A 20,651-nucleotide genomic window follows, 5' to 3' on the forward strand; every position below is an offset into this window, starting at 1 on the left:
GCGTTTGGCTGCACGGCCGTCAAGTTGCCGCGATCGTCCCATTGCAGCAGGACGTCCCTGCGCCAGCCTTCCGGCAGCAGGGCGTGGCGGGCGAACAGCGCCTTCATTTCTTCGCCCAATCGGCAGCGATGCCCACCAGCCGGCGCAGCAGCGGCTGTACCTGGGCAGCCAGGTCGTCGCGGTAGCCGAAGGGCGCCGTTTCGTCCATATAAGTGGACTGGCACATCTCCAGCTGAATGGTGTGCACGCCCTGCTCCGGCCTGGCGTAGAAGCGCGTGATATGGCCGCCCTTGAAGCGGCCGTTGACGGCGATGGTGTAATTGCCGTCAAGGCTGGCCGCTTCTGTGATGGCCTTGGTCAGCGCGGGATCGCAGCTCACGCCATCGGCCGTGCCGAAGTTCAGGTCCGGCAGCTTGCCTTCGAAGAAGCGCGGCACTACCGAAGCGATGGAGTGGGCGTCCCACAGCACGACCTTGCCGTGCTCCGTGAGCAGACGGTCCAGCTCTTCCTGCAGCTGGGTGTGATAGGGCTGCCAGTATGCCGCGAGGCGGCGCTGCACTTCGGCCTCGGTGGGCTGCTTGCCCGCGAGGTAAAGCGGCTCGCGGTGGAAGGTATCGAGCGGGCACAGGCCGGTGGTGTCCCGGCCGGGATACAGATTGGTGTTCTCAGGCGGGCGGTTCAGGTCAATCACATAGCGCGACCAGCGCGCCGACAGCGTGGACGCGCCCATCTCCTGCAAAAAGCCGTAGAGCTGGACGAGGTGCCAGTCGGTGTCCGCGCGCTCGGTAGCGGCGGGCGACATGGTGGCCGCGATGTCGTCCGGGATCTCGGTGCCCACATGCGGCATCGACACCAGCAGCGGAATGCTGCCTGCCTTGAAGTGATAGTCCATGCCCTTCCCTCCTTACGGATGCAGCGCCGTGAACAGGTTCTTGCAGGTGGCGCTCAATTCGCCCTTCAGCACCATCTGCTTCGCTGCCTCGATATCCGGCGCGAAGAAGCGGTCGGCGTCGAAGAACGGCACTTGCGCGCGCAGCTGCGCATGCACGTGTTCCAACTGCGGCGACGTCTTCAGCGGGCGGTGGAAATCGATGCCCTGCGCCGCGGCCAGCAGTTCGATGCCGAGGATGGCAGCCGTATTGTGCGCCATTTCGTCGAGACGGCGCGCCGCGAAGGTTGCCATGGACACGTGGTCTTCCTGGTTGGCGGAAGTCGGGATGGTATCCACGCTGGCCGGATGGGCGTGCGATTTGTTTTCGGACGCCAGCGCAGCGGCGGTGACGTGGGCGATCATGAAGCCGGAATTCACGCCCGGATCGCGCACCAGGAATGGCGGCAGGCCGGACAAGGTGGCGTCGATCAGCAAGGAAATGCGGCGCTCGGAAATGCTGCCGATTTCCGCGATGGCCAGGGCCAGCGTATCGGCCGCGAAGGCCACCGGCTCGGCGTGGAAGTTGCCGCCACTGGCGACAAACGGACCGTCCGCGTTCTGGAACAGCAGCGGATTGTCGGTGACGGCATTGGCTTCGATCAGCAGGGTGCGGCCAGCGTTGTTGATCAGGTCCATGCATGCGCCCATGACTTGCGGCTGGCAGCGCAGGCAGTACGGGTCCTGCACGCGCTCGTCGCCCACCAGGTGCGAAGCGCGGATGGCGCTGTTCGACACCAGCTGGCGGTAGATGGCGGCAGCTGCGATCTGGCCCGGCTGGCCGCGCACTTCGTGGATGCGCGCGTCGAACGGCGAATCGGAACCCTTGGCGGCGTCCAGCGACAGGGAGCCGGTCACCATGCCCGCTTCCAGCAGGCGTTCGGTCATGAACAAGCCATGCAGCGCCAGCGCGGTCGATGCCTGCGTGCCGTTGATCAGGGCCAGGCCTTCTTTCGCGGCCAGCACCACCGGCGTGATGCCGGCGGCTTTCAGCGCGTCGGCAGCCTGCATCAGCTCACCGTTCATGCGCACCGGGCCGACGCCCAGAATGGCCAGGGTCATATGCGACAGCGGGGCCAGGTCGCCGGATGCGCCAACCGAACCCTTGACCGGGATGGCGGGCATGATGTTGGCGTTGTACAGGGCGATCAGGGTGTCGATCACGATCGGGCGGATGCCGGAAAAGCCGCGCGCCAGGCTGCCGATCTTGGTCAGCATCAGCAGGCGCACCACGTGGTCGGCCATCAGGTCGCCGGTGCCGACGGAGTGCGACAGGATCAGGTTGCGCTGCAGCTGTTCCAGCTTGTCGTCCGGGATGCGGGTCTTGGCCAGCAGGCCGAAACCGGTATTGATGCCGTAGGCGGCATCGCCTTTTGCGACGATGTCCTGCACGGCTTTGCAGGAGGCTTCGATGGCCGGGTAGGCTTCGGCGGCCAGGGCGATTTTGCCGTGGGCGGTCCAGGCGCCGCGCAGGTCGGTCAGCGCGATCTTGCCGGGCTTGAGGGTCAGGGTTTGCGTCATGTGTCGATCTCTCGTTAGAACCAAAGGCGTGAAGCTGGTGAACCAAAGGTTTGAAGCTGATAAACCAAAGGCGTGAAGCTGGTGGCTGCCACGCCGTGGCAGCCACCTGGTTTGCGCCGTGGGTTTTATTTAATCATTGGCAGGTTCAGGCCATTGCGCTTGGCGCAGGCGATGGCAGTCTCGTAGCCGGCGTCCGCATGGCGCATCACGCCGGAGCCGCTGTCGTTGACCAGCACGCGCGCCAGGCGCTTGGCGGCGGCGTCGGTGCCGTCGGCCACAATCACCACGCCCGCGTGCTGCGAATAGCCCATGCCCACGCCGCCGCCGTGGTGCAGTGACACCCAGGTCGCGCCGCCGGCCGTGTTCAGCATGGCATTCAGCAGCGGCCAGTCGGACACCGCATCGGTGCCGTCGCGCATGCCTTCCGTTTCGCGGTTAGGCGAAGCGACGGAGCCGGTATCCAGGTGGTCGCGGCCGATCACGATCGGCGCCTTCAGTTCGCCGTTCTTCACCATCTCATTGAAGGCCAGACCAGCGATATGGCGCTCGCCCAGGCCCAGCCAGCAGATGCGCGCCGGCAGGCCCTGGAAGGCGATACGTTCGCGTGCCATATCCAGCCAGCGATGCACGTTGGCGTGGTGCGGGAACAGTTCYTTGAYYTTGGCGTCGGTCTTGTAGATGTCTTCCGGRTCGCCSGASAGCGCCACCCAGCGGAACGGSCCYYKGCCWYSGCAGAACWGCGGRCGGATATAGGCCGGCACGAAGCCCGGGAAATCGAASGCGTTCTKCACGCCCTGATCGTAAGCCACCTGGCGGATATTGTTGCCGTAGTCGACCACCTTGGCGCCCAGCTGCTGGAAGGCCAGCATGGCTTGCACGTGGGCGGCGCAGGAATCGGCGGCGGCAGCCTTGAGCTGCGCGTGGCGTTTCTCGTCCTGTTGCGCCGCCTTCCAGTCGGTCACGCTCCAGCCGCGCGGCAGGTAGCCGTTGATCAGGTCATGCGCCGAGGTCTGGTCGGTGACCAGGTCCGGCACCATGCCGCCGGCTTGCGCGCGCTTCACCAGTTCCGGCAGCACTTCGGCCGCGTTGCCCAGCAGACCGACGGAGATGGCGTCGCCGCGCTCCGTGTGGAAGCGGATCATTTCCAGCGCTTCGTCGATATTGGCGGCCTGCTTGTCCAGGTAGCGGGTACGCAGGCGGAAGTCGATAGACGATTGCTGGCACTCGATATTCAGCGACACGGCGCCGGCGAAAGTGGCGGCCAGCGGCTGCGCGCCGCCCATGCCACCCAGGCCTGCGGTCAGAATCCAGCGTCCCTTCATGTCGCCGCCGAAGTGCTGGCGGCCCGCTTCGGCAAAGGTTTCGTATGTGCCCTGCACGATGCCCTGGGTGCCGATGTAAATCCAGCTGCCGGCCGTCATCTGGCCGTACATGAACAGGCCCTTGCGGTCCAGCTCATTGAAGTGCTCCCAGTTGCCCCATTTCGGCACCAGGTTGGAGTTCGCCAGCAGCACGCGCGGCGCATCTTCATGGGTCTGGAACACGCCGACCGGTTTGCCCGACTGGATCAGCAGGGTTTCGTTGGCTTCCAGCTTCTTGAGCGATGCGAGGATCTGGTCATAGCATTCCCAGTTGCGCGCCGCGCGGCCGATGCCGCCGTACACCACCAGGTGCTTGGGGTTTTCGGCCACTTCCTTGTCCAGATTGTTCTGGATCATGCGGTAGGCGGCTTCCGCGCCCCAGGTCTTGCACACGCGCTCCGCGCCGCGCGGGGCACGGATTTCGCGGGTGGCGTCGAAGCGGGGATCATTTTCCAGGTTGCTCATGTCATCTCCTCATGGGTGGATGGCGGGCGCAATAGCCCCGCCGATCTTCACAGGATAAGTTGTATAGACAACCTAGTCAACCGTTATTTTTTTAGAACCACCGGCATAAAACGGGTGGCTGCCACGATGTGGCAGCCACCTGGGTTACGCCTTGGGTTTTCTCATTTTCTGTAGACCTGCTGGCCGCCAACCCAGGTCTCCAGCACGCCGATTTTGCCAATCTCGGTGGCCGGCACGGTGAACAGATCCTTATCCGTGATAATGAAATCGGCCCATTTGCCCTGCTCCAGCGAGCCGATGGCTTTTTCCTGATGCGCGGCCCAGGCTGCGTCCAGGGTGAAGCAGCGGAAAGCTTCCTGCAGGGCCATGGCCTGCTCCTTGTACCAGCCCCCGTTCGGCGTGCCGGACATGTCCTGCCGCGTCACAGCGGAGTGGATGCCGGCAAACGGATTCGGCGACTCGATCGGGAAGTCCGAGCCGCAGGCGATGCGCGAGCCCTGCTTCAGGAAGCTGCGCCATGCATAAGCGCCCTTGATGCGCTCATGGCCCACGCGCTGCTCGGCCATATTCTGGTCGGAGGTGGCGTGGGTCGGCTGCATGGACGGCACGATGCCAAGCTGCTTGAAACGCGGGATGTCTTCCAGCTGCACCACCTGCGCATGCTCGATGCGGTTGCGCTGCTCCGGCTTGGCGCCGTCCTTGGCGAAAGCGTCCAGGATCTGCTTGTTGCTGGCGTCGCCGATGGCATGCACATTGACCTGGTAGCCCGCCTTCATGGCCTTGGCGATTTTCTGTTGCACGTCGCCGTCGGCGTAGAACAGCAGGCCGCGCGTGTGCGGGTCGTCGCTGTAGGGTTTGATCAGGGCCGCGCCGCGGCTGCCCAGCGCACCGTCGCTCACCAGCTTCACGGCCGCCAGCGCGTAGTGGTCGTCGGCATAGGATTTCAGCGGGCCGTTTTTCGACAGCTTGTCGAAGTCGGCGCCGGTATCCATGATCATGGCGTAGACGCGCGTGGTCAGCTTGCCGTGATCGGCGTAGTCGCGGAACAGGTAATCGGATTTGGCGTCAATGCCTGCGTCATGCACGCTGGTAAGGCCGACGCTGGACAGCGCACGCAGTGCGCCATCCAGGATGCCCCGCGCTTCCGCTTCGGTTGGCGGCGGCAGCACTTTTTCGATGTACTCCATGGCGTTATCGACCAGCAGGCCAGTGGCATTGCCGTTGGCGTCGCGATCGATCTTGCCGCCGGCTGGGTCTTTGGAGTCTTTGGTGATGCCGGCCAGTTCGAGGGCCTTGGTGTTGACCCACATGGCGTGGCCGTCTACGCGGTGCATGACCGCCGGACGGTCGGCCACCACGCTATCGAGTTCGGCGGCGGTCGGGAAGCGGCCCAGTTTCCAGATCTCCTGGTTCCAGCCATTGCCGATCACCCAGCTGCGCTGCGGATTGTCCTTGGCGAATTTGCCGATAGTATCCAATGCATTTTGCAGAGAGCTGGTGCCGTACAACATGGCCGAGGTGGCGATGCTGCCCAGGCCGAAGACATGGCCGTGCGCGTCGATCAGGCCGGGCAGTACGGTCTTGCCTTGCAGGTCGATGCGCTTGTAGCCCATCGCTTTCTTTGCCACGTCCTTTGCATTGCCGACGGCGACGATGCGTCCGTTGTCGTCGAAGGCCAAGGCCGTGAAGCGCACCAGCTGGTTTTTGGCATTGAGCGTGTAGCCGTTGGCGTTTTCGATGACGGTGCCGGCGTGGGCGGCTGTGGCGGCCAGCGCGGCGGCGGCGGCGACGATCAGGGTGCGGCGAATCTGCATTGTTGTTGTCTCCGAATTCGATAGCAAGAATTGGAGTGTAGCGGTTTTCCTGGAGTGGTCCAATGGTGTCACTATGATGACCTTATTTGATTACCTCCCCTCGCAGAACGCCTACAAGGTGCGTCTGCTTCTTAATCACCTGCAGTTGCCGTATCAGACTGAGCTGGTGAGTATCTTTGAAGGGGCCGGACAGCGGCCCGAATTCCTGGCGGTGAACCCGTCTGGYGCGGTGCCGGCGCTGTTGCTCGATGATGGGCGCGTGCTGGCGGAGTCCAATGCGATTCTTACCTATCTCGCCTACGGCACACGCTATTTGCCTTCCGATGCGTTCGGGCTGGCCAAGGTGCAGCAGTGGATGTCGTTTGAGCAGGACTATGTGCTGGCCATTGCGTCCTTGCGGCATTGGGTTATGACCGGCAAGGTTGCGCGCCGTCCGGCCGCGCTGGTCGAGATGCGCCGCGCGGGTGGCCTGAAGGCGCTCGCGATCCTCGATCACGAACTGGCTTCGCGGCCATTCATCTGCGGAAACGATTACACCATCGCGGATATCTCGCTGTTCGCTTACACGCATCGCGCCGACGAAGCGGGACTGCCATTGCACGAGTTCACGCATGTGACCGCGTGGATCGAGCGCGTGCGTGCGCAGGAAGGCTTCCTGGAACAGCACTACCCTTATTCCATCGATCCTTACTCATCCGGCGAGCTGCCGTGAGACAGGGTTCCCGAAAACCGGTTTTTACTAAAACGCGATAAGCGCTACTACTTCACACTGATCGTCGATATTTCGCGGGATTTTTTAGGATTCCGGGAACTGAATCGTGCCGCCTGAATCGCGTGCCTTCCGATTTACTGGAATCGCTGGGCGAATTCACCGGCAATTTCTGGTCGGTCTGCGCGCCCGCTTCGGCGGGCGCAGTTATTTCGCCAGGGTTGAAGGCGAAGAGATCAAACATGGCGAACAGGCGATGTTGCCGTCGCGCTTTGCGAACCTGCAAGGCAGCGGCAATCGCAATGCGTGGAATGCCATCTGGATCTGCCTGCCGGRCAGTGACGAACGGCTGCTCGCCGATGTATGCCGGTCGGCGCGGAAAGGGGCGATAGCGCGATTGCTTGGCGACGAAGCGCCGGCCGGGCAATCGCCGCAAGAGCCGAAGCGGCCGAAGACGATCCCACGGCGCTCCAGGCGGCTCGTGCCCACGCGGTCCCGAAGGAGCTGGCCGGCGCAGGCACCGCGCGAAGCATCCGCCTTATCCGAAACAGTGGAAAACCTGCTGATGCGGCGTGAAATCAGGGCGCGTCGTGGAAGATGATGCCGAGGGTGTGGCGGTGGCCGGCGCGGAGGCGGCTGACGCCGTGGCGCATGTTGACGCGATAGGTACCGCGGGTGCCGTTCACGGGCCGGTGGAAGACCGGGAAGATGACGCAGTCGCCCTGCTCCAGAGGCACGACTTCGGCGCGCGACTGCATGCGCGGGCGTTGTTCGGTGAGGACCAACTCACCGCCTTCAAAATCGCGTCCCGGCTGGGAGAGCAGGAAGGCCGCCTGCAGGGGGAAGACATGGTCGCCGTACAGGTCCTGGTGCAGGCAGTTGTAGTCGCCGGCGCCGTATTGCAGCAGCAGCGGCGTCGGGCGTGTCTGGCCCGCTTCGTGGCAGCGGCGCAGGAAGTCGGCGTGCTGCGACGGAAAGCGCGGGACGAGATCCATGGCTTCGTACCAGCGGTTGGCGATGCGCGCCAGCGGGGCATACATTTGCTCGCGCAGCTCGGCGATCAGGTCGGGTAAGGGATAGCGGAAGTATTGGTATTCGCCGCGTCCGAAACCGTGGCGCTCCATGACGACGCGGCTACGGAACAGGTCGGGCTCGCGGTAGCCGGCGGCCAGCACGGTGCATTCTTCTGCTGACAGCACGCCGCGGACTACGGCGCAGCCGTAGGTGTCGAGGTCGGACTCGATGTACGGCCAGTCGAAAACCGATGAACGGCTGGTGCCAGCCACCAGGGTGGCAGGCACCGGGGAGATGGCGCGGGTCATTTCGAGCCTTCGCGTTCGAGCAGGGCTTGCTTGCGTTCGACGCCCCAGCGGTAGCCGGAGATGGAACCGTCGTTGCGCACGACGCGGTGGCAGGGGATGGCCACGGCGATCGCATTGGCGGCGCAGGCACCGGCGACTGCGCGGGCGCCGCGCGGGGCGCCGACGATGTCGGCCAGTTCGCTGTAGGTCACCGTGCGGCCCGCCGGAATCTCGCGCAAGGCCTGCCACACGCGCTGCTGGAAAGCTGTGCCGCGCACGTCGAGCGGCAGGTCGAGGCCGATCTCGGGCGCCTCGACAAAGCCGATCACTTGCGCCACCAGCTTGTCGTACTCGGGCTCGGCGCCGACCAGCTCCGCGTTCGGGAAGCGGTCTTGCAGGTCGCGCGCCAGGGCTTCCGGATCGTCGCCCATCAGGATGCAGCAAATACCCTTTTCCGTGCTGGCCACCAGGATGGCGCCCAGTGAACATTCAGCGATCGCAAAACGGATGCGCGCGCCCGAACCGCCCGCGCGATAGGCCGACGGCGTCATGCCCAGGGCGCCTGGCGTGGCGGCGTAGAAACGGCCGGACGAATTGAAGCCTGCCGCGTAGATCGCATCCGTCACCGAACTCTCTGCCGCCAGTCCCACCTGCATGCGCTTCTTGCGTGAAGCCGAGGCGTAAGCTTTCGGCGTCAGGCCGGTCACGGACTTGAAGATGCGGTGGAAGTGGAAGCGGCTCATGCCTGCCTGTTCGGCCAAGGTGGCCAGATCCGGCTCAGCCTCGGCAGTATCGATCAGGCGGCATAGTTCGGCCACCATGGCCGCGTGGCGCTCGGCCAGCGGCGGCTGGTCCGGCTTGCAGCGTTTGCAGGCGCGGAAGCCGGCCGCCTCGGCATCGGCCGTGGTCAGGTGGAAGGCCACGTTGGCGCGCAGGGCCGGGCGCGCGCCGCAGGAAGGACGGCRATACACGCCGGTGGTGCGCACGGAATAGAAGAACTGGCCATCGGCCTCGCCGTCGCGCTTTTGCACCGCGCTCCAGCGCGCTTCGTCGTTCTGGAATTTGGACTTGCTCATTGCCTTGCTCCGAATGGGTTGCGATGTGGCCATCTTAGGCAGCCGGGCGCCGGACCACACTCCGGCTCTTGCTTTTGAATTCGGCCACCCCGATGCTAGAATCGCAAGGCATATACGCCCGGAGACAGGTTTGGACGAGCCACAACATCAAGACAATACTCCCATCTTTCAGCGCATCAAGGATTACCTGATGGCGCAAATTGCCGCCGGACACTGGAAAGAAGGCGATGTCATCCCTTCCGAACAGGCGCTGGTCAAGCAATTTGGCGTGTCGCGCATGACCGTCAACCGCGCCGTGCGCGAGCTGACCTCCGAAGCGGTGCTGACGCGGCGCCAGGGTTCCGGCACCTTTGTCGCCCAGCAAAAATATCAGGCCACCCTGCTCGAAATCAAGAGCATTGCCGACGAGGTGCGGGCACGCGGCCACGCCCACCGTTCCAGCCTGCAGCAACTGGAGCGCGCCAAGGCCAGCGAGCTGCTGGCCAAGCAGTTCGACCTGCCGGCCGGCCATGTGCTGTTCCACTCCATTATCGTCCACTTCGAAAACRGGGTGCCGATCCAGGTCGAAGACCGCTGGGTCAATCCGCAGTGCGCGCCGGACTACATGGAGCAGGATTTCGCCCACACCACGCCGAATGAATACCTGATGGCCGCAGCTCCCTTGCAGGGCGCAAGCTACAGTGTGGAAGCGCTGATGCCGCCGCGTGACATTGCCGACATGCTGGCCATGGACGCGCGCCAGCCCTGCCTGGTGTTGAAACGCCAGACCCAGTCGGCCGGCAAAATCGCTTCCATTGCTACTATGTGGCACCCCGGCCACCGCTATCAATTCACCGGCAGTTTTGCCCCCGGCGCGGCGGCCTGAATTTCACTCTTCACGACCTCAGTGTTAAATTTACGACACCTTTAAAGGGAATCAATTTACTTTTCCAGGACTGTCCAAAGGAAATTTTCCGCGGCAAATTATCGATGCTATAGTTGACCGCACACAGCCAGAAAGGTAAGCCCTTGTTGCCACGCCGTTGCCCAACATTGCGTCCTGTCCGCCGCCTGCTGGCCGTGCTGCTGCTCGCCTGCGCGGGTGCCGCGCCGGGTGCCGAACACGTCACCCTGCAGCTCAAATGGCAACACCAATTCCAGTTCGCCGGCTACTACGCCGCGCAGGATAAAGGCTATTACCGCGACGCCGGCCTGGACGTCACCCTGCGCGAAGCCCAGCCTGGCGTCGATCCGGTGCAGGCCGTGGTGGACGGCAAGGCGCAATACGGCATCGGCTCCAGCGGCTTGCTGATGCGGCGCGCCGCGGGCCAGCCGGTGGTGGTGCTGGCCTCCATCTTCCAGCACTCGCCCAATGCCCTGGCGGTGCGGCGCACGGCAGACGGCAAGCGCATGCCTTGGACCCAGGCGCGCATCATGGTGGGCGCCAATAACGACGAAGCCCTGGCCTGGCTGCGGCGCGAAGGCGTGGCGCTGGAAAAGCTGGACATCCGCGCCCACAGCATGAGCTACGACGATCTGCTGCTGGGCAAGGTGGACGCCATGTCGGTCTACACCACGGACGCGCCCTTCGTGCTGGACCGCGCCAATTTCCGCTATGACCTGATCAGCCCGCGCAACTCCGGCCTCGACTTCTACGGCGACATCCTGTTTACCACCGAGAGCGAGCTGCGCGAGCATCCCGAACGCGCCCGCGCCATGCGCGCCGCCACCCTGCGCGGCTGGCGCTACGCCATGGCGCATCCGGGAGAAATTGCCGACCTGATCCGCGCCCGCTATCCCGGCCGCGCCTCGCGCGAACAGCTGATGTTCGAAGCGGCGCAAACCGTACCCCTGCTGGAACAGCATTTGATCGAGCTGGGTTACAGCAACCCGATCCGCTGGCAAGCCATTGCCGATACCTACGCCAGCCTGGGCATGCTGCCGGCCGGCTTCAAGCTGGACGGTTTCCTCTACCGCGCCAACGACAGCACACCCGCCTGGCAGTACGGCGTGGCGCTGGCCGCCATCGTACTGTGCCTGCTGGCCGCCTGGCGCCTGCGCAAGCTGACGCGCGCCCTGCGCGGCGCCGAAGACCGGGTCGACGATGCCGAGCGCATTGCCAGCTTTGCGCTGGAAGGCTCGGGCGAAGGCTTGTGGGACTGGCAGCCGGTCAAAAAGATCCTGCACCTGTCGCCGCGCTACTGCGACATCCTGGGCTACCAGCCGGGCGAGCTGGCGCCCGCCGATGTCGAAGAATGGGCGCAGCACGTGCACCCGGACGACCGCCAGCGCGTGCTGGACGACACCGCCGCGCTGGACGATCCGGCCGCTGCGCCCGGCCCCTTCTTCATGGAATTCCGCATGGCGTGCCGCGACGGCAGCTGGAAATGGGTGCTGGCGCGCGGCATGGTGCTGGCGCGCGATGCGGCCGGCCGCCCCCTGCGCATTTCCGGCACCATGGGCGATATTTCCTACCGCGTGCGGGCCGAGGAAGCGCGCCTGGCCGCCGTGCTGGAAGCGCTGCCGGGCGCCGTGCTGGTGGCCGACCGCAATGGCCGCGTGCACCAGGCCAACGCCGCCTGCGAGCAATGCTTCGCCTACGAGCCGGGCCAGATGACGGGCCTGTCGATGGAATTGCTGGTGCCGGACGTGATGCGCGGGGCGCCTGGCCGCGCGCGCGAACTGTTCTCGCGGCCGCAGATGCCGGGCCGGGTACTGACCGCGCGCCGCAACGACGGCAGCTACTTCCCCGCCATGGTRCACCTGTCGCCGATGCAGATGGCGGGCCAGGGCCTGTCCGTGCTGTCGGTGCGCGATATGACCCAGCGCCAGCGCGCCGAGGAAGCCCTGCACGCCAGCTCCGAGCGCTACCGCCTGATCGTGCAGACCGCCGCGGAAGGCATCTGGATGACGGACGCCGAGGACAAGACCAGCTTCGTCAACCCCACCATGGCGCGCATGCTGGGCTACGAGCCGGAAGAGATGCTGGGCCGTCCCATGCGCGACTTCATGGACCCGGAATCGCACACCCGCCTGAGTTATCTGCAGCAGCACGTCGGCCTGCCGGAACAGGCCGACGTGCGCTTCCACCGCAAGGACCACGCCACCTTGTGGGGCCTGCTGTCGGCCACCCAGATCAATGCCGACAACGGCTCCTACGCCGGCACGCTGGCCATGGTCACCGACATCACCGACCGCCGCCTGGCCGAGCTGGCGCTGCGCCACTCCAGTCAGCGCCTGGCGTCCGTCTTCAACGCCGTCACCAATGGCCTGGTGGTGCTGGATAGCGCGGGCAGCGTGCTGGAATCGAATGCCGCCGCCGCCCGCCTGCTGGGACGTGCCGCCGCGCGCGGGGCGCCGCAATGGCCCGGCCGCCACGAAGACGGCAGCGCCTATTCCGCGCTGGAACACCCGGTGCAGCAGGCTTTGTCCAGCGGCCAGTCGGTGCGCGAAGTGGTGATGGGCGTGCCGCAGGCCGACGGCAGCATCAGCTGGCTGTCGGTCAACGCGGAGCCGATGCGCGACGAACAGGGCGCCAGCCTGATGGTGGTGGCCAGCCTGACCGACATCAGCTACCGCAAGCGCAGCGAAGACGCCTTGCGGCGTGGCGAGCAGCGCCTGCAGGAAATCATCAAGATGCTGCCGATCGGCCTGTTCATCAAGGACGCGTCCAGCCGCATGATCCTGATGAACCCCGCCAGCGAGCAGCTGTTCGGCTACCGCTTCGAAGAACTCAACGAAGGCGATTACAGCGCCCTGCATGCGCCGGAGGACGTGTCGGCCTTCCGCGCCCGCGACCTGGAGGCCTTCACCAGCCGGGCGCAGATCGATTACGAGGAAAGCGTGTGGAACCCGGCGCTGGGCGAACAGCGCCAGCTGCGCACTTTCAAGAAGCCGGTGTACGACGAGCAGGGCCAGCCCGCCTACCTGATCTGCATGTGCCTCGACATCTCGGAAAGCAAGCACGCCGAGCACGCCCTGCGCGAACTGAACGAACACCTGGAAGAACGTGTGGCCCAGCGCACCGCCCAGCTGGAGGAGGCGCGCAAGATCGCCGAGGAAGCCAGCCAGGCCAAGGGCCAGTTCCTGGCCAATATGAGCCACGAGATCCGCACGCCGATGAATGGCGTGATCGGCATGGCCTACCTGGCGCTGAAGACGGAGCTCGACCCGCGCCAGCGCGATTATCTGGAAAAGATCCGCTTCGCCGGCGAGCATTTGCTGCGCATCATTGACGACATTCTCGACTTCTCCAAGATCGAAGCGGGCAAGCTGGAAATCGAACAGGTCGATTTCGCCATCGAGTATGTGCTGCAAACCCTGAACACGGTGGTCGCGCCCAAGGCCAGCAGCAAGGGCCTGACCTTGCAGTTCGACGTCGACGAGCACCTGCCGAAAGTGCTGCGCGGCGACCCGCTGCGCCTGGGCCAGGTGCTGATCAACTACGCCAACAACGCCATCAAGTTCAGCGAGAACGGCGCCATTGAAATCAAGATCCGCAAGGTGCTGGCCGACGACAGCCAATGCCTGCTGCGCTTTGAAGTGCGCGACCACGGCATCGGCCTGTCGGACGACGAGCAGGGCAAGCTGTTCCAGTCCTTCCAGCAGGCCGACACCTCCACCACGCGCGAGTACGGCGGCACCGGYCTTGGCCTGGCTATCTGCAAGCAGCTGGCGCAACTGATGGGCGGCGAGGTCGGCGTGGACAGCGCGCCCGGCCAGGGCAGCACTTTCTGGTTCACGGCCCGCCTCGGCATTTCGCAGCGCCAGGTGCCGGAGATCATCAGCCAGGTGCGCGATGCCGCGGCCGAACTGCTGGCCTCCACCCGCACCGCCACCGTGATGGGCGCGCTGAAGGATGCCCGCATCCTGCTGGTGGAAGACAATACCTTCAACCAGCAGATCGCCATGGAAATGCTGGAGGAAGCCGGGTCCTCGGTCTGTCTGGCCAATAACGGCGCCGAAGCGCTCGACCTGCTGCACCAGACTTCCTTCGACTGCGTGCTGATGGACGTGCAGATGCCGTTGATGGACGGCCTGGAAGCGACGCGCCGCATCCGCTCCGATCCCGAGCTGGCCGAAACGCGCGTGCTGGCCATGACCGCCACCGCCACCAACGAAGACCGCGCGCGCTGCCTGGAAGCGGGCATGGACGATTTCATTACCAAGCCGATCCAGCCGGCCCTGATGTACCGGACCATCGCCAGCTGGCTGCCGGAGCGCGGCGCCGATGCACCGCCCCCGCCGCCGGCGCGCAAGTCGCATGGCTTCCGCCCGACCCTGGCGGGCGATCCGGCGGTGATCGACTTATCGGTGCTGGCCCAGTTACTTGGCTATCACCCGGACAAGATCCGCAAGTTCGCCTTCAAGTTCCTGCAAACCACGGAGGCGGGCTTCAACGAGATGGAAACCGCGCTGGCGGAGGGCGAGGTACAGAAACTGCGCGAACTGGGCCACCGCATCAAATCCTCGGCACGCGCCGTGGGCGCGCACGGCATGGCCGATCTGTGCGAGCAGCTGGAAGTGCTGGCTGGCGCCGGCACCGAGGCCGAACTGGCCCAGGCGCGTACCCTGCTGGCGCAACTCTGGCCGCTGCTGGCCAGGGTCAGCGAATACATCATGAATAACACCACCTTTGCCGATGACGACTGATAGCACCCCGACCACGCCCCTGCGCATCCTGCTGCTGGACGACGACCCGTTCATGCTGTCCCTGCTGGCCGACATGCTGGAAGACCTGGGCCAGCTCAATGTGCGCAGCGAGAGCGATGCACGCGCCGCGCTGAAGACCCTGCCGCAATACCGGCCGGATTTGCTGGTGTGCGACCTGTCCATGCCCGACATGGACGGCATCGAGTTTCTGCGCCTGGCGGCCGACAGCCGCTTCGGCGGCAGCGTGATTCTGCTGTCGGGGATGGACAACGGCATCCTGAAAGCCGCCGAAACCCTGGCCTCGGCCCAGGGCCTGAGCATCCTCGGCGCCTGCCGCAAACCGGTGCCGTCCGYCGTGCTGGCCGACCTGCTGGCCCAGGCCTCGGCGCGCCGGGAAATGGGGACGTAACGCATTTACCGCTGCGCGTGAAATGTGTTTCGTCTCCATTTCCTCTGGCGCCCACACAATTTAAAAAAATAGGTTATTATTTGTTCCATTCCCGCCCTGATTCCCTCTTGACATTCCCAATATTGAATTAGTGCAGTTCATCTCCAGATGGGAGATGAAGGCTAGGGGTAATCCCGGGCGAACTTATATTTGAGGACAAACATGAGCGACAATATCAAACACATTACCGATGCATCGTTCGAAGCGGACGTGCTGAAAGCCGACCGCCCAGTGCTGGTGGACTTCTGGGCCGAATGGTGCGGTCCTTGCAAGAGCATCGCCCCGATTCTGGAAGAAGTGGCCAAGGAATATGACGGCAAACTGACCGTCGCCAAACTGGACGTGGACAGCAACCAGCAAGTGCCGGGCAAATTCGGCATCCGTGGTATTCCGACCCTGATCCTGTTCAAAAATGGCGTTCCTGCTGCACAAAAAGTCGGCGCAATGGCAAAAGGCCAGCTGACCTCTTTCATCGACAGCAATATTTAAGTAAGATAGGCGGCACTGCGCCCGCAGTACCGCCTGAACGGCGGGGAAAGGCCCAAAAACCTTTCCTCTTTAATAATTTTTATCCACGCAGTTCCCTCCCCTACCTTTACTTTCCCGTCGCGGGACACTCAAACATTTATGCATCTATCTGAACTCAAGGCCATGCACGTTTCGGCGCTGCTGGAAATGGCCATTAGCCTGGATATCGACAATGCGGCCCGCCTGCGCAAGCAGGAGCTGATGTTCGCTATTCTGAAAAAGCGCGCGAAAGCGGGCGAACAGATCTTCGGCGACGGCGCCCTGGAAGTGCTGCCGGACGGCTTCGGCTTCCTGCGCTCGCCCGACGCCTCGTATATGGCGTCCACCGACGACATCTACATCTCCCCGTCCCAGATCCGCCGCTTCAATCTGCACACCGGCGATTCGATCGAAGGCGAGGTGCGCACCCCGAAAGACGGCGAACGCTATTTCGCCCTGGTCAAGGTAGACAAGGTCAACGGCGAATCGCCGGAAGCCTCCAAGCACCGCATCCTGTTTGAGAACCTGACGCCGCTGCACCCGAATGAGCCGCTGCGCCTGGAACGCGATATGAACGGCGCCGAGAACATCACCGGCCGTATCATCGACCTGATCGCCCCGATCGGCAAAGGCCAGCGCGGCCTGCTGGTGGCGTCGCCGAAGTCCGGTAAGTCCGTCATGCTGCAGCACATCGCGCACGCCATCACGGCCAACCACCCGGACGTGACCCTGATCGTGCTGCTGATCGACGAACGTCCTGAGGAAGTGACCGAGATGCAGCGCTCCGTGCGCGGCGAAGTGGTGGCATCGACCTTCGACGAACCGGCCACCCGCCACGTGCAGGTCGCCGAGATGGTGCTGGAAAAARCCAAGCGCCTGGTGGAAATGAAGAAGGACGTTGTGATCCTGCTGGACTCCATTACCCGTCTGGCGCGCGCCTACAACACCGTGATCCCTGCCTCCGGCAAGGTGCTGACCGGCGGTGTGGACGCCAACGCCCTGCAGCGTCCGAAGCGTTTCTTCGGCGCCGCGCGAAATGTGGAAGAAGGCGGCTCGCTGACCATCGTCGCGACCGCCCTGATCGAAACCGGCTCCCGCATGGACGACGTGATCTACGAAGAGTTCAAGGGTACCGGCAATATGGAAGTGCACCTGGAGCGCCGCCTGGCCGAGAAGCGTGTCTATCCGTCGATCAACCTGAACAAGTCCGGCACCCGCCGCGAGGAACTGCTGATCAAGGCCGACCAGCTGCAGAAGATCTGGATTCTGCGCAAGCTGCTGTACTCGATGGACGARATCGAAGCGATGGAGTTCATCCTCGACAAGATGAAGGCGACCAAGACCAACGTCGAGTTCTTCGACATGATGCGTCGGGGTGGCTAAAAACCCACGGCGCCCCCCCAGGTGGCGGCCACTGCGTGGCAGCCACCTGGCCGGCGCCGTGGGACGGGTGGCAGGCACCTCGTGCCTGCCACCCGCTTTTGCCGTGGGTTTTCGTGTATAATCCCCGGTTCATTTAAACCCTGGCAAGTGGACAGCAATCGGGCCAAGAAGCAGTACAGGCCGCCGAAGTGCCGTTTGGCTACCAAACATTGAGAGAAAAGCATGAAAGCTGAAGGCCACCCAGAATACCGCGAAGTCCTGTTCCACGACCTGTCCTGCGACTTCAAATTCGTCACCCGTTCGACCATCCAGACGCGCGAAACCGCTACCCACGAAGGTAAAGAGTACCCGCTGGTCAAGATCGAGGTTTCGTCCGAATCCCACCCATTCTTCACCGGCCAGCACAAGATCGTCGACACCGCCGGTCGCGTGGAAAAGTTCCGTCAGAAGTTCGGCAAAGTCGGTTCCAAGACTTCCGTTGCCAACGCCTAATCCGCGTCGCACCGAAAAAAAAGGCAGCTGCGGCTGCCTTTTTTCTTTTTAACCGTCATACTCCAGCTTTCAAAAGAATAAGCCTGACCGATGAAGCCAGTCCGTCTTCCCGCCTCTGCCACCCGCACCCTGCCCCGCTGGGCGATTTTCGCCCTTGGCATGCTGTACATCCTGCCGGGTCTGATCGGGCGCGAGCCGTGGAAGAACGACGATGCGGCCAGCTTCGGCATCATGTGGACCATGGCGCACGGCACCTGGCAGGACTGGCTGCTGCCGAATATCGCCGGCCTGCCGGTGCCGGACGAAGGCCCGCTGGCCTTCTGGTTCGGCGCCCTCGGCATCAAGCTGACCGGCTGGCTGCTGGGCGACGTGCTGGGCGCGCGCGTGGCCACGATTGGCGTGTTCCTGCTGGGCGTGCTGTCCCTGTGGTTTGCCACCTTCAATCTGGGCCGCCGTCCGGAAGCCCAGCCCCTGCGCCTGGCCTTTGGCGGCCAGCCCGAGCCGGACGATTTCGGCCGCACCCTGGCCGATGCCGCCGTCCTGATCTACCTCGGCAGCCTGGGCCTGCTGGTGCACAGCCACGAGACCACCTCCGAGCCGCTGATGACGGCCCTGCTGGCGCTCACCCTGTACCGTTCCGTGCGTTATATGGAGCTGCCCTCGCTGCGCAATGCCGCCCTGGTCGGCCTGGCCCTGGGCCTGATGACCCTGGCGCGCGGCTGGGTGGTGCCGGTGTTCGTGATCGGCGCCCTGCTTGCCTGCACCCGCTTCCTGGCCCTGCCGGCCGGACGCTCCCTGCGCGACCTGTCGTTTTCCGCCGTGGTGGCGTTTGCCGTCACCCTGCCCTGGCTGCTGCCTGCCCTGATGACCCAGCCCTACGGCCACGCTCCGCTGGCGGGCTGGATGGAATGGAATCTGGCCCAGCTGAACCCCGACCTGGGCGAATCCCTGCGCTCCTTCCTGCGTGTGGGCATGTGGTTCTTCTGGCCGGCCTGGCCGTTTGCCCTGTGGGCGCTGTGGGCCTGGCGCCGCCAGCGCCACCTTCTGCACATCGTGGTGCCCGCCACCTTTGTGACCGTGGCCACCCTGCTGGTGCTGCTGCATCCTAATCCCGAACAGGGCCAGTTGCTGATGCTGCTGCCGCCGCTGGCCATCATGGCCGCCTTTGGCCTGCTGACCATGAAGCGCGGCGCCATCAACGCCATCGACTGGTTCAGCGTGATGGTGCTGACCGTGTGCGCGGTTGTGATCTGGCTGTTCTGGTACGCCCAGCTGACCGGCTGGCCGCGCCAGCCCGCCCACAACGTCCTGAAGCTGATTCCCGGCTTCGTGCCGGAACTCAACCTGGGCGCCTTCCTGGTCGCTCTGTGCGCCACCGCCGGCTGGTTCATCCTGGTGCACTGGCGCATCTCGCGCCGCCCGACGGTGCTGTGGCGCGCCGTGGTGCTGTCCGCAGGCGGCCTGATCCTGACCTGGATCTTGCTGATGACCTTGTTCCTGCCCAATCTGAACTACAGCAAGAGCTATGCGACGGTGGCGCAGCAGACCGCGGCCGCCTTGCCCGCCGGTACAGATTGCGTGGAAAGCAATATGGGTGCAGCGCAGCGCGCCTCCTTCGCCTTCTTCGGCCATATCCCCTTCCAGGGCGTGCAAGGCGGGGAGTGCAAGGTCCTCTTGTTGCAAGTTAGCATCAAAGGAAAAGCCCAGCCCGCATCGCCCGGCAACCACTGGCAGCTCCTCTGGGAAGGCCGCCGCGCCTCGGACAAGATCGAGCGTTTCCGCCTGTATCGCCGCCTAAACTGATACGCAACAGTGTTGCCGCCCCTTTCGGGGTACTGCTATCCTGTGAGCCGTCAGCGCCGGTTTTATTGCGCGACGGAATCATTGAGGAACGCATGGCAACTAGCATTTCAATACTCGCAATCTTGCTGGCGACCAGCGTGTCGCCAGCGGGTGCGAGCGCGCCTGCGGCTCCGCCGTTGAACATCACGGGCGAATACACGCCGCCTGCCAGCATGATGGACGGCAATGAAGTGGTCGGCCGCGAAGGCGAAAAGATCCGCGAGATGCTGCAGCGCTCCGGCATCAGCTACAAGATTGGCCTGCTGCCCTGGAAGCGCGCCTACATGATGGCGCAGAACGACGCCTTCACCTGCGTCTACTCCACCTCCCGTACCGCCGAGCGCGAAAAGCAGTTCAAGTGGGTCGGCCCGACCGACGAAGCGGAATGGGTCCTGCTGGGCCGTGCCGACCGTAAATACCAAATCAATAGCCTTGAAGATGCACGCGCTATGCGCATCGGCACTTACAACGGCGATGCGCGCGACGAGTACCTGCGCACGCGCGGCTTCCATGTCGACCCGGTGCCGAACGACGCATCCAATCCAAAGAAGCTGATGATCGACCGCATCGACCTGTGGGCGGTCGGTGCCCGCACCGGCAGCACCGTGCTGGCGCGCTTTGCACCGGACATCGTGCCGGTGCTGGTATTCAACCGCGTCAAGGTCTACCTGGCTTGCAACAACACCGTGCCGGATGCCATGATTGAGCGTATGAACGCGGCGCTCGACACCATGCGCCGCGATGGCAGCTTCGTCCGACTGGAGCGTAAATACGAACACTGGACAGAGCGGAAATAGTATTTATCGTTTTGCGTAGACAGCCTGTCATAGATGCCATTTTGAGCTGTTGCTGCGCGAATTTTTTTCTTGTCCGCACTAGACACAAAGCTTGCGGACGCCGTTATAGTCCCTATATACGGAGCATTGCCACACGGCACTCATCCTTCTCCGCGCCCAATCCCCCGCGCGATTCCTTCATCTGCTTTTGGTCGGAACGTCATGTTCAACTTCTACAAACTTCAGCTTGCGCTCAAGAACCCTATGGTGCGCATCACTCTGGTCCTGCTGACGGTTGCAGCGGTGGCATTCGCCCTCTTGCGCGGTGAGCCGGCGCAAGATGCGAGCCCTGTGGTGCGTTCGCAGAATATTTCCGAAATCACCAGCCTGGTGAACC

Annotated in this window: 17 protein-coding genes; 10 read left to right on the forward strand and 7 right to left on the reverse strand. The window is 64.0% G+C overall.

Features of this window, described 5'->3' with window-relative positions:
- From AB4Z11_RS02510 to AB4Z11_RS02530, 5 genes are all read right to left on the reverse strand, one after another.
- Positions 1-107 (reverse strand): hypothetical protein (locus tag AB4Z11_RS02510; RefSeq protein WP_442022637.1); only part of this gene is annotated, 107 nt, incomplete at its 3' end.
- A complete protein-coding gene (gene hutG / locus AB4Z11_RS02515; RefSeq protein WP_442022605.1) occupies positions 104-892 on the reverse strand; it encodes an N-formylglutamate deformylase in 789 nt (262 codons plus the stop codon). The genes AB4Z11_RS02510 and hutG, both read right to left, overlap by 4 nt.
- Positions 893-904: 12 nt before the next feature.
- Entirely contained in the window at positions 905-2,449 is a 1,545-nt protein-coding gene (gene hutH / locus AB4Z11_RS02520) for a histidine ammonia-lyase (RefSeq protein ID WP_442022607.1), read from the reverse strand.
- Positions 2,450-2,574: 125 nt separating this feature from the next.
- The gene (hutU, locus tag AB4Z11_RS02525; protein ID WP_442022609.1) at positions 2,575-4,275 is read right to left on the reverse strand and encodes a urocanate hydratase; all 1,701 of its coding nucleotides are present in this window, start codon (positions 4,273-4,275) and stop codon (positions 2,575-2,577) included.
- A gap of 161 nt (positions 4,276-4,436) precedes the next feature.
- On the reverse strand, positions 4,437-6,089 hold the full coding sequence (locus AB4Z11_RS02530; RefSeq protein WP_442022611.1) for an amidohydrolase: 1,653 nt from the start codon (positions 6,087-6,089) through the stop codon (positions 4,437-4,439).
- 73 nt (positions 6,090-6,162) lie between these two features.
- Here AB4Z11_RS02530 and AB4Z11_RS02535 point away from each other — a divergent pair, with 73 nt between their 5' ends.
- Together AB4Z11_RS02535 and AB4Z11_RS02540 are read left to right on the forward strand one after the other, a co-directional pair.
- Positions 6,163-6,801, forward strand: coding sequence for a glutathione S-transferase family protein (locus tag AB4Z11_RS02535; RefSeq protein ID WP_442022613.1), 639 nt, complete (start codon positions 6,163-6,165; stop codon positions 6,799-6,801).
- A gap of 106 nt (positions 6,802-6,907) precedes the next feature.
- Positions 6,908-7,399: a hypothetical protein gene (locus AB4Z11_RS02540; RefSeq protein ID WP_442022615.1), complete on the forward strand. Its 492-nt coding sequence runs from the start codon at positions 6,908-6,910 to the stop codon at positions 7,397-7,399.
- On the opposite strand, the gene AB4Z11_RS02545 is transcribed toward AB4Z11_RS02540, so the two are convergent.
- Positions 7,377-8,120, reverse strand: a complete 744-nt coding sequence (locus AB4Z11_RS02545; RefSeq protein WP_442022617.1) for a 2OG-Fe(II) oxygenase — start codon at positions 8,118-8,120, stop codon at positions 7,377-7,379. The two genes, AB4Z11_RS02540 and AB4Z11_RS02545, sit on opposite strands and share 23 nt — an antisense overlap.
- The gene (gene ada / locus AB4Z11_RS02550) at positions 8,117-9,175 is read right to left on the reverse strand and encodes a bifunctional DNA-binding transcriptional regulator/O6-methylguanine-DNA methyltransferase Ada (RefSeq protein ID WP_442022619.1); all 1,059 of its coding nucleotides are present in this window, start codon (positions 9,173-9,175) and stop codon (positions 8,117-8,119) included. Before ada ends, AB4Z11_RS02545 begins: the two co-directional genes overlap by 4 nt.
- A 130-nt stretch (positions 9,176-9,305) precedes the next feature.
- Between ada and hutC the strand changes: the two genes are divergently transcribed.
- The 8 genes from hutC (at position 9,306) to AB4Z11_RS02590 (ending at position 20,275) form a co-directional block, all read left to right on the forward strand.
- Entirely contained in the window at positions 9,306-10,040 is a 735-nt protein-coding gene (gene hutC, locus AB4Z11_RS02555; RefSeq protein ID WP_442022621.1) for a histidine utilization repressor, read from the forward strand.
- 143 nt (positions 10,041-10,183) lie between these two features.
- Complete coding sequence (locus AB4Z11_RS02560; protein ID WP_442022623.1) at positions 10,184-14,806, forward strand: PAS domain S-box protein; 4,623 nt, start codon at positions 10,184-10,186, stop codon at positions 14,804-14,806.
- Positions 14,796-15,215, forward strand: a complete 420-nt coding sequence (locus tag AB4Z11_RS02565) for a response regulator (protein WP_442022625.1) — start codon at positions 14,796-14,798, stop codon at positions 15,213-15,215. Before AB4Z11_RS02560 ends, AB4Z11_RS02565 begins: the two co-directional genes overlap by 11 nt.
- A gap of 201 nt (positions 15,216-15,416) precedes the next feature.
- A complete protein-coding gene (trxA, locus tag AB4Z11_RS02570; protein WP_442022627.1) occupies positions 15,417-15,743 on the forward strand; it encodes a thioredoxin TrxA in 327 nt (108 codons plus the stop codon).
- A gap of 138 nt (positions 15,744-15,881) precedes the next feature.
- The gene (rho, locus tag AB4Z11_RS02575; RefSeq protein WP_442022629.1) at positions 15,882-17,144 is read left to right on the forward strand and encodes a transcription termination factor Rho; all 1,263 of its coding nucleotides are present in this window, start codon (positions 15,882-15,884) and stop codon (positions 17,142-17,144) included.
- A gap of 222 nt (positions 17,145-17,366) precedes the next feature.
- Positions 17,367-17,636, forward strand: a complete 270-nt coding sequence (locus tag AB4Z11_RS02580) for a type B 50S ribosomal protein L31 (protein WP_442022631.1) — start codon at positions 17,367-17,369, stop codon at positions 17,634-17,636.
- Between the two features lie 90 nt (positions 17,637-17,726).
- On the forward strand, positions 17,727-19,439 hold the full coding sequence (locus AB4Z11_RS02585; RefSeq protein WP_442022633.1) for an ArnT family glycosyltransferase: 1,713 nt from the start codon (positions 17,727-17,729) through the stop codon (positions 19,437-19,439).
- A 92-nt stretch (positions 19,440-19,531) separates the two neighbouring features.
- The gene (locus AB4Z11_RS02590; RefSeq protein ID WP_442022635.1) at positions 19,532-20,275 is read left to right on the forward strand and encodes a substrate-binding periplasmic protein; all 744 of its coding nucleotides are present in this window, start codon (positions 19,532-19,534) and stop codon (positions 20,273-20,275) included.
- The last annotated feature ends 376 nt before the right edge of the window (positions 20,276-20,651 follow it).

It is taken from the genome of Pseudoduganella sp. RAF53_2, from assembly GCF_052113985.1.
Taxonomy (GTDB): Bacteria; Pseudomonadota; Gammaproteobacteria; order Burkholderiales; family Burkholderiaceae_D; genus Rugamonas.

What these genes read in the sequence shown, in the direction of transcription:
- hutH (WP_442022607.1), bottom strand. Translation starts at nt 2,449, where the DNA reads ATGACGCAAACCCTGACCCTCAAGCCCGGCAAGATCGCGCTGACCGAC.
- AB4Z11_RS02530 (WP_442022611.1), bottom strand. Translation starts at nt 6,089, where the DNA reads ATGCAGATTCGCCGCACCCTGATCGTCGCCGCCGCCGCCGCGCTGGCC.
- AB4Z11_RS02580 (WP_442022631.1), top strand. Translation starts at nt 17,367, where the DNA reads ATGAAAGCTGAAGGCCACCCAGAATACCGCGAAGTCCTGTTCCACGAC.
- trxA (WP_442022627.1), top strand. Translation starts at nt 15,417, where the DNA reads ATGAGCGACAATATCAAACACATTACCGATGCATCGTTCGAAGCGGAC.
- AB4Z11_RS02590 (WP_442022635.1), top strand. Translation starts at nt 19,532, where the DNA reads ATGGCAACTAGCATTTCAATACTCGCAATCTTGCTGGCGACCAGCGTG.
- hutG (WP_442022605.1), bottom strand. Translation starts at nt 892, where the DNA reads ATGGACTATCACTTCAAGGCAGGCAGCATTCCGCTGCTGGTGTCGATG.
- AB4Z11_RS02545 (WP_442022617.1), bottom strand. Translation starts at nt 8,120, where the DNA reads ATGACCCGCGCCATCTCCCCGGTGCCTGCCACCCTGGTGGCTGGCACC.
- AB4Z11_RS02585 (WP_442022633.1), top strand. Translation starts at nt 17,727, where the DNA reads ATGAAGCCAGTCCGTCTTCCCGCCTCTGCCACCCGCACCCTGCCCCGC.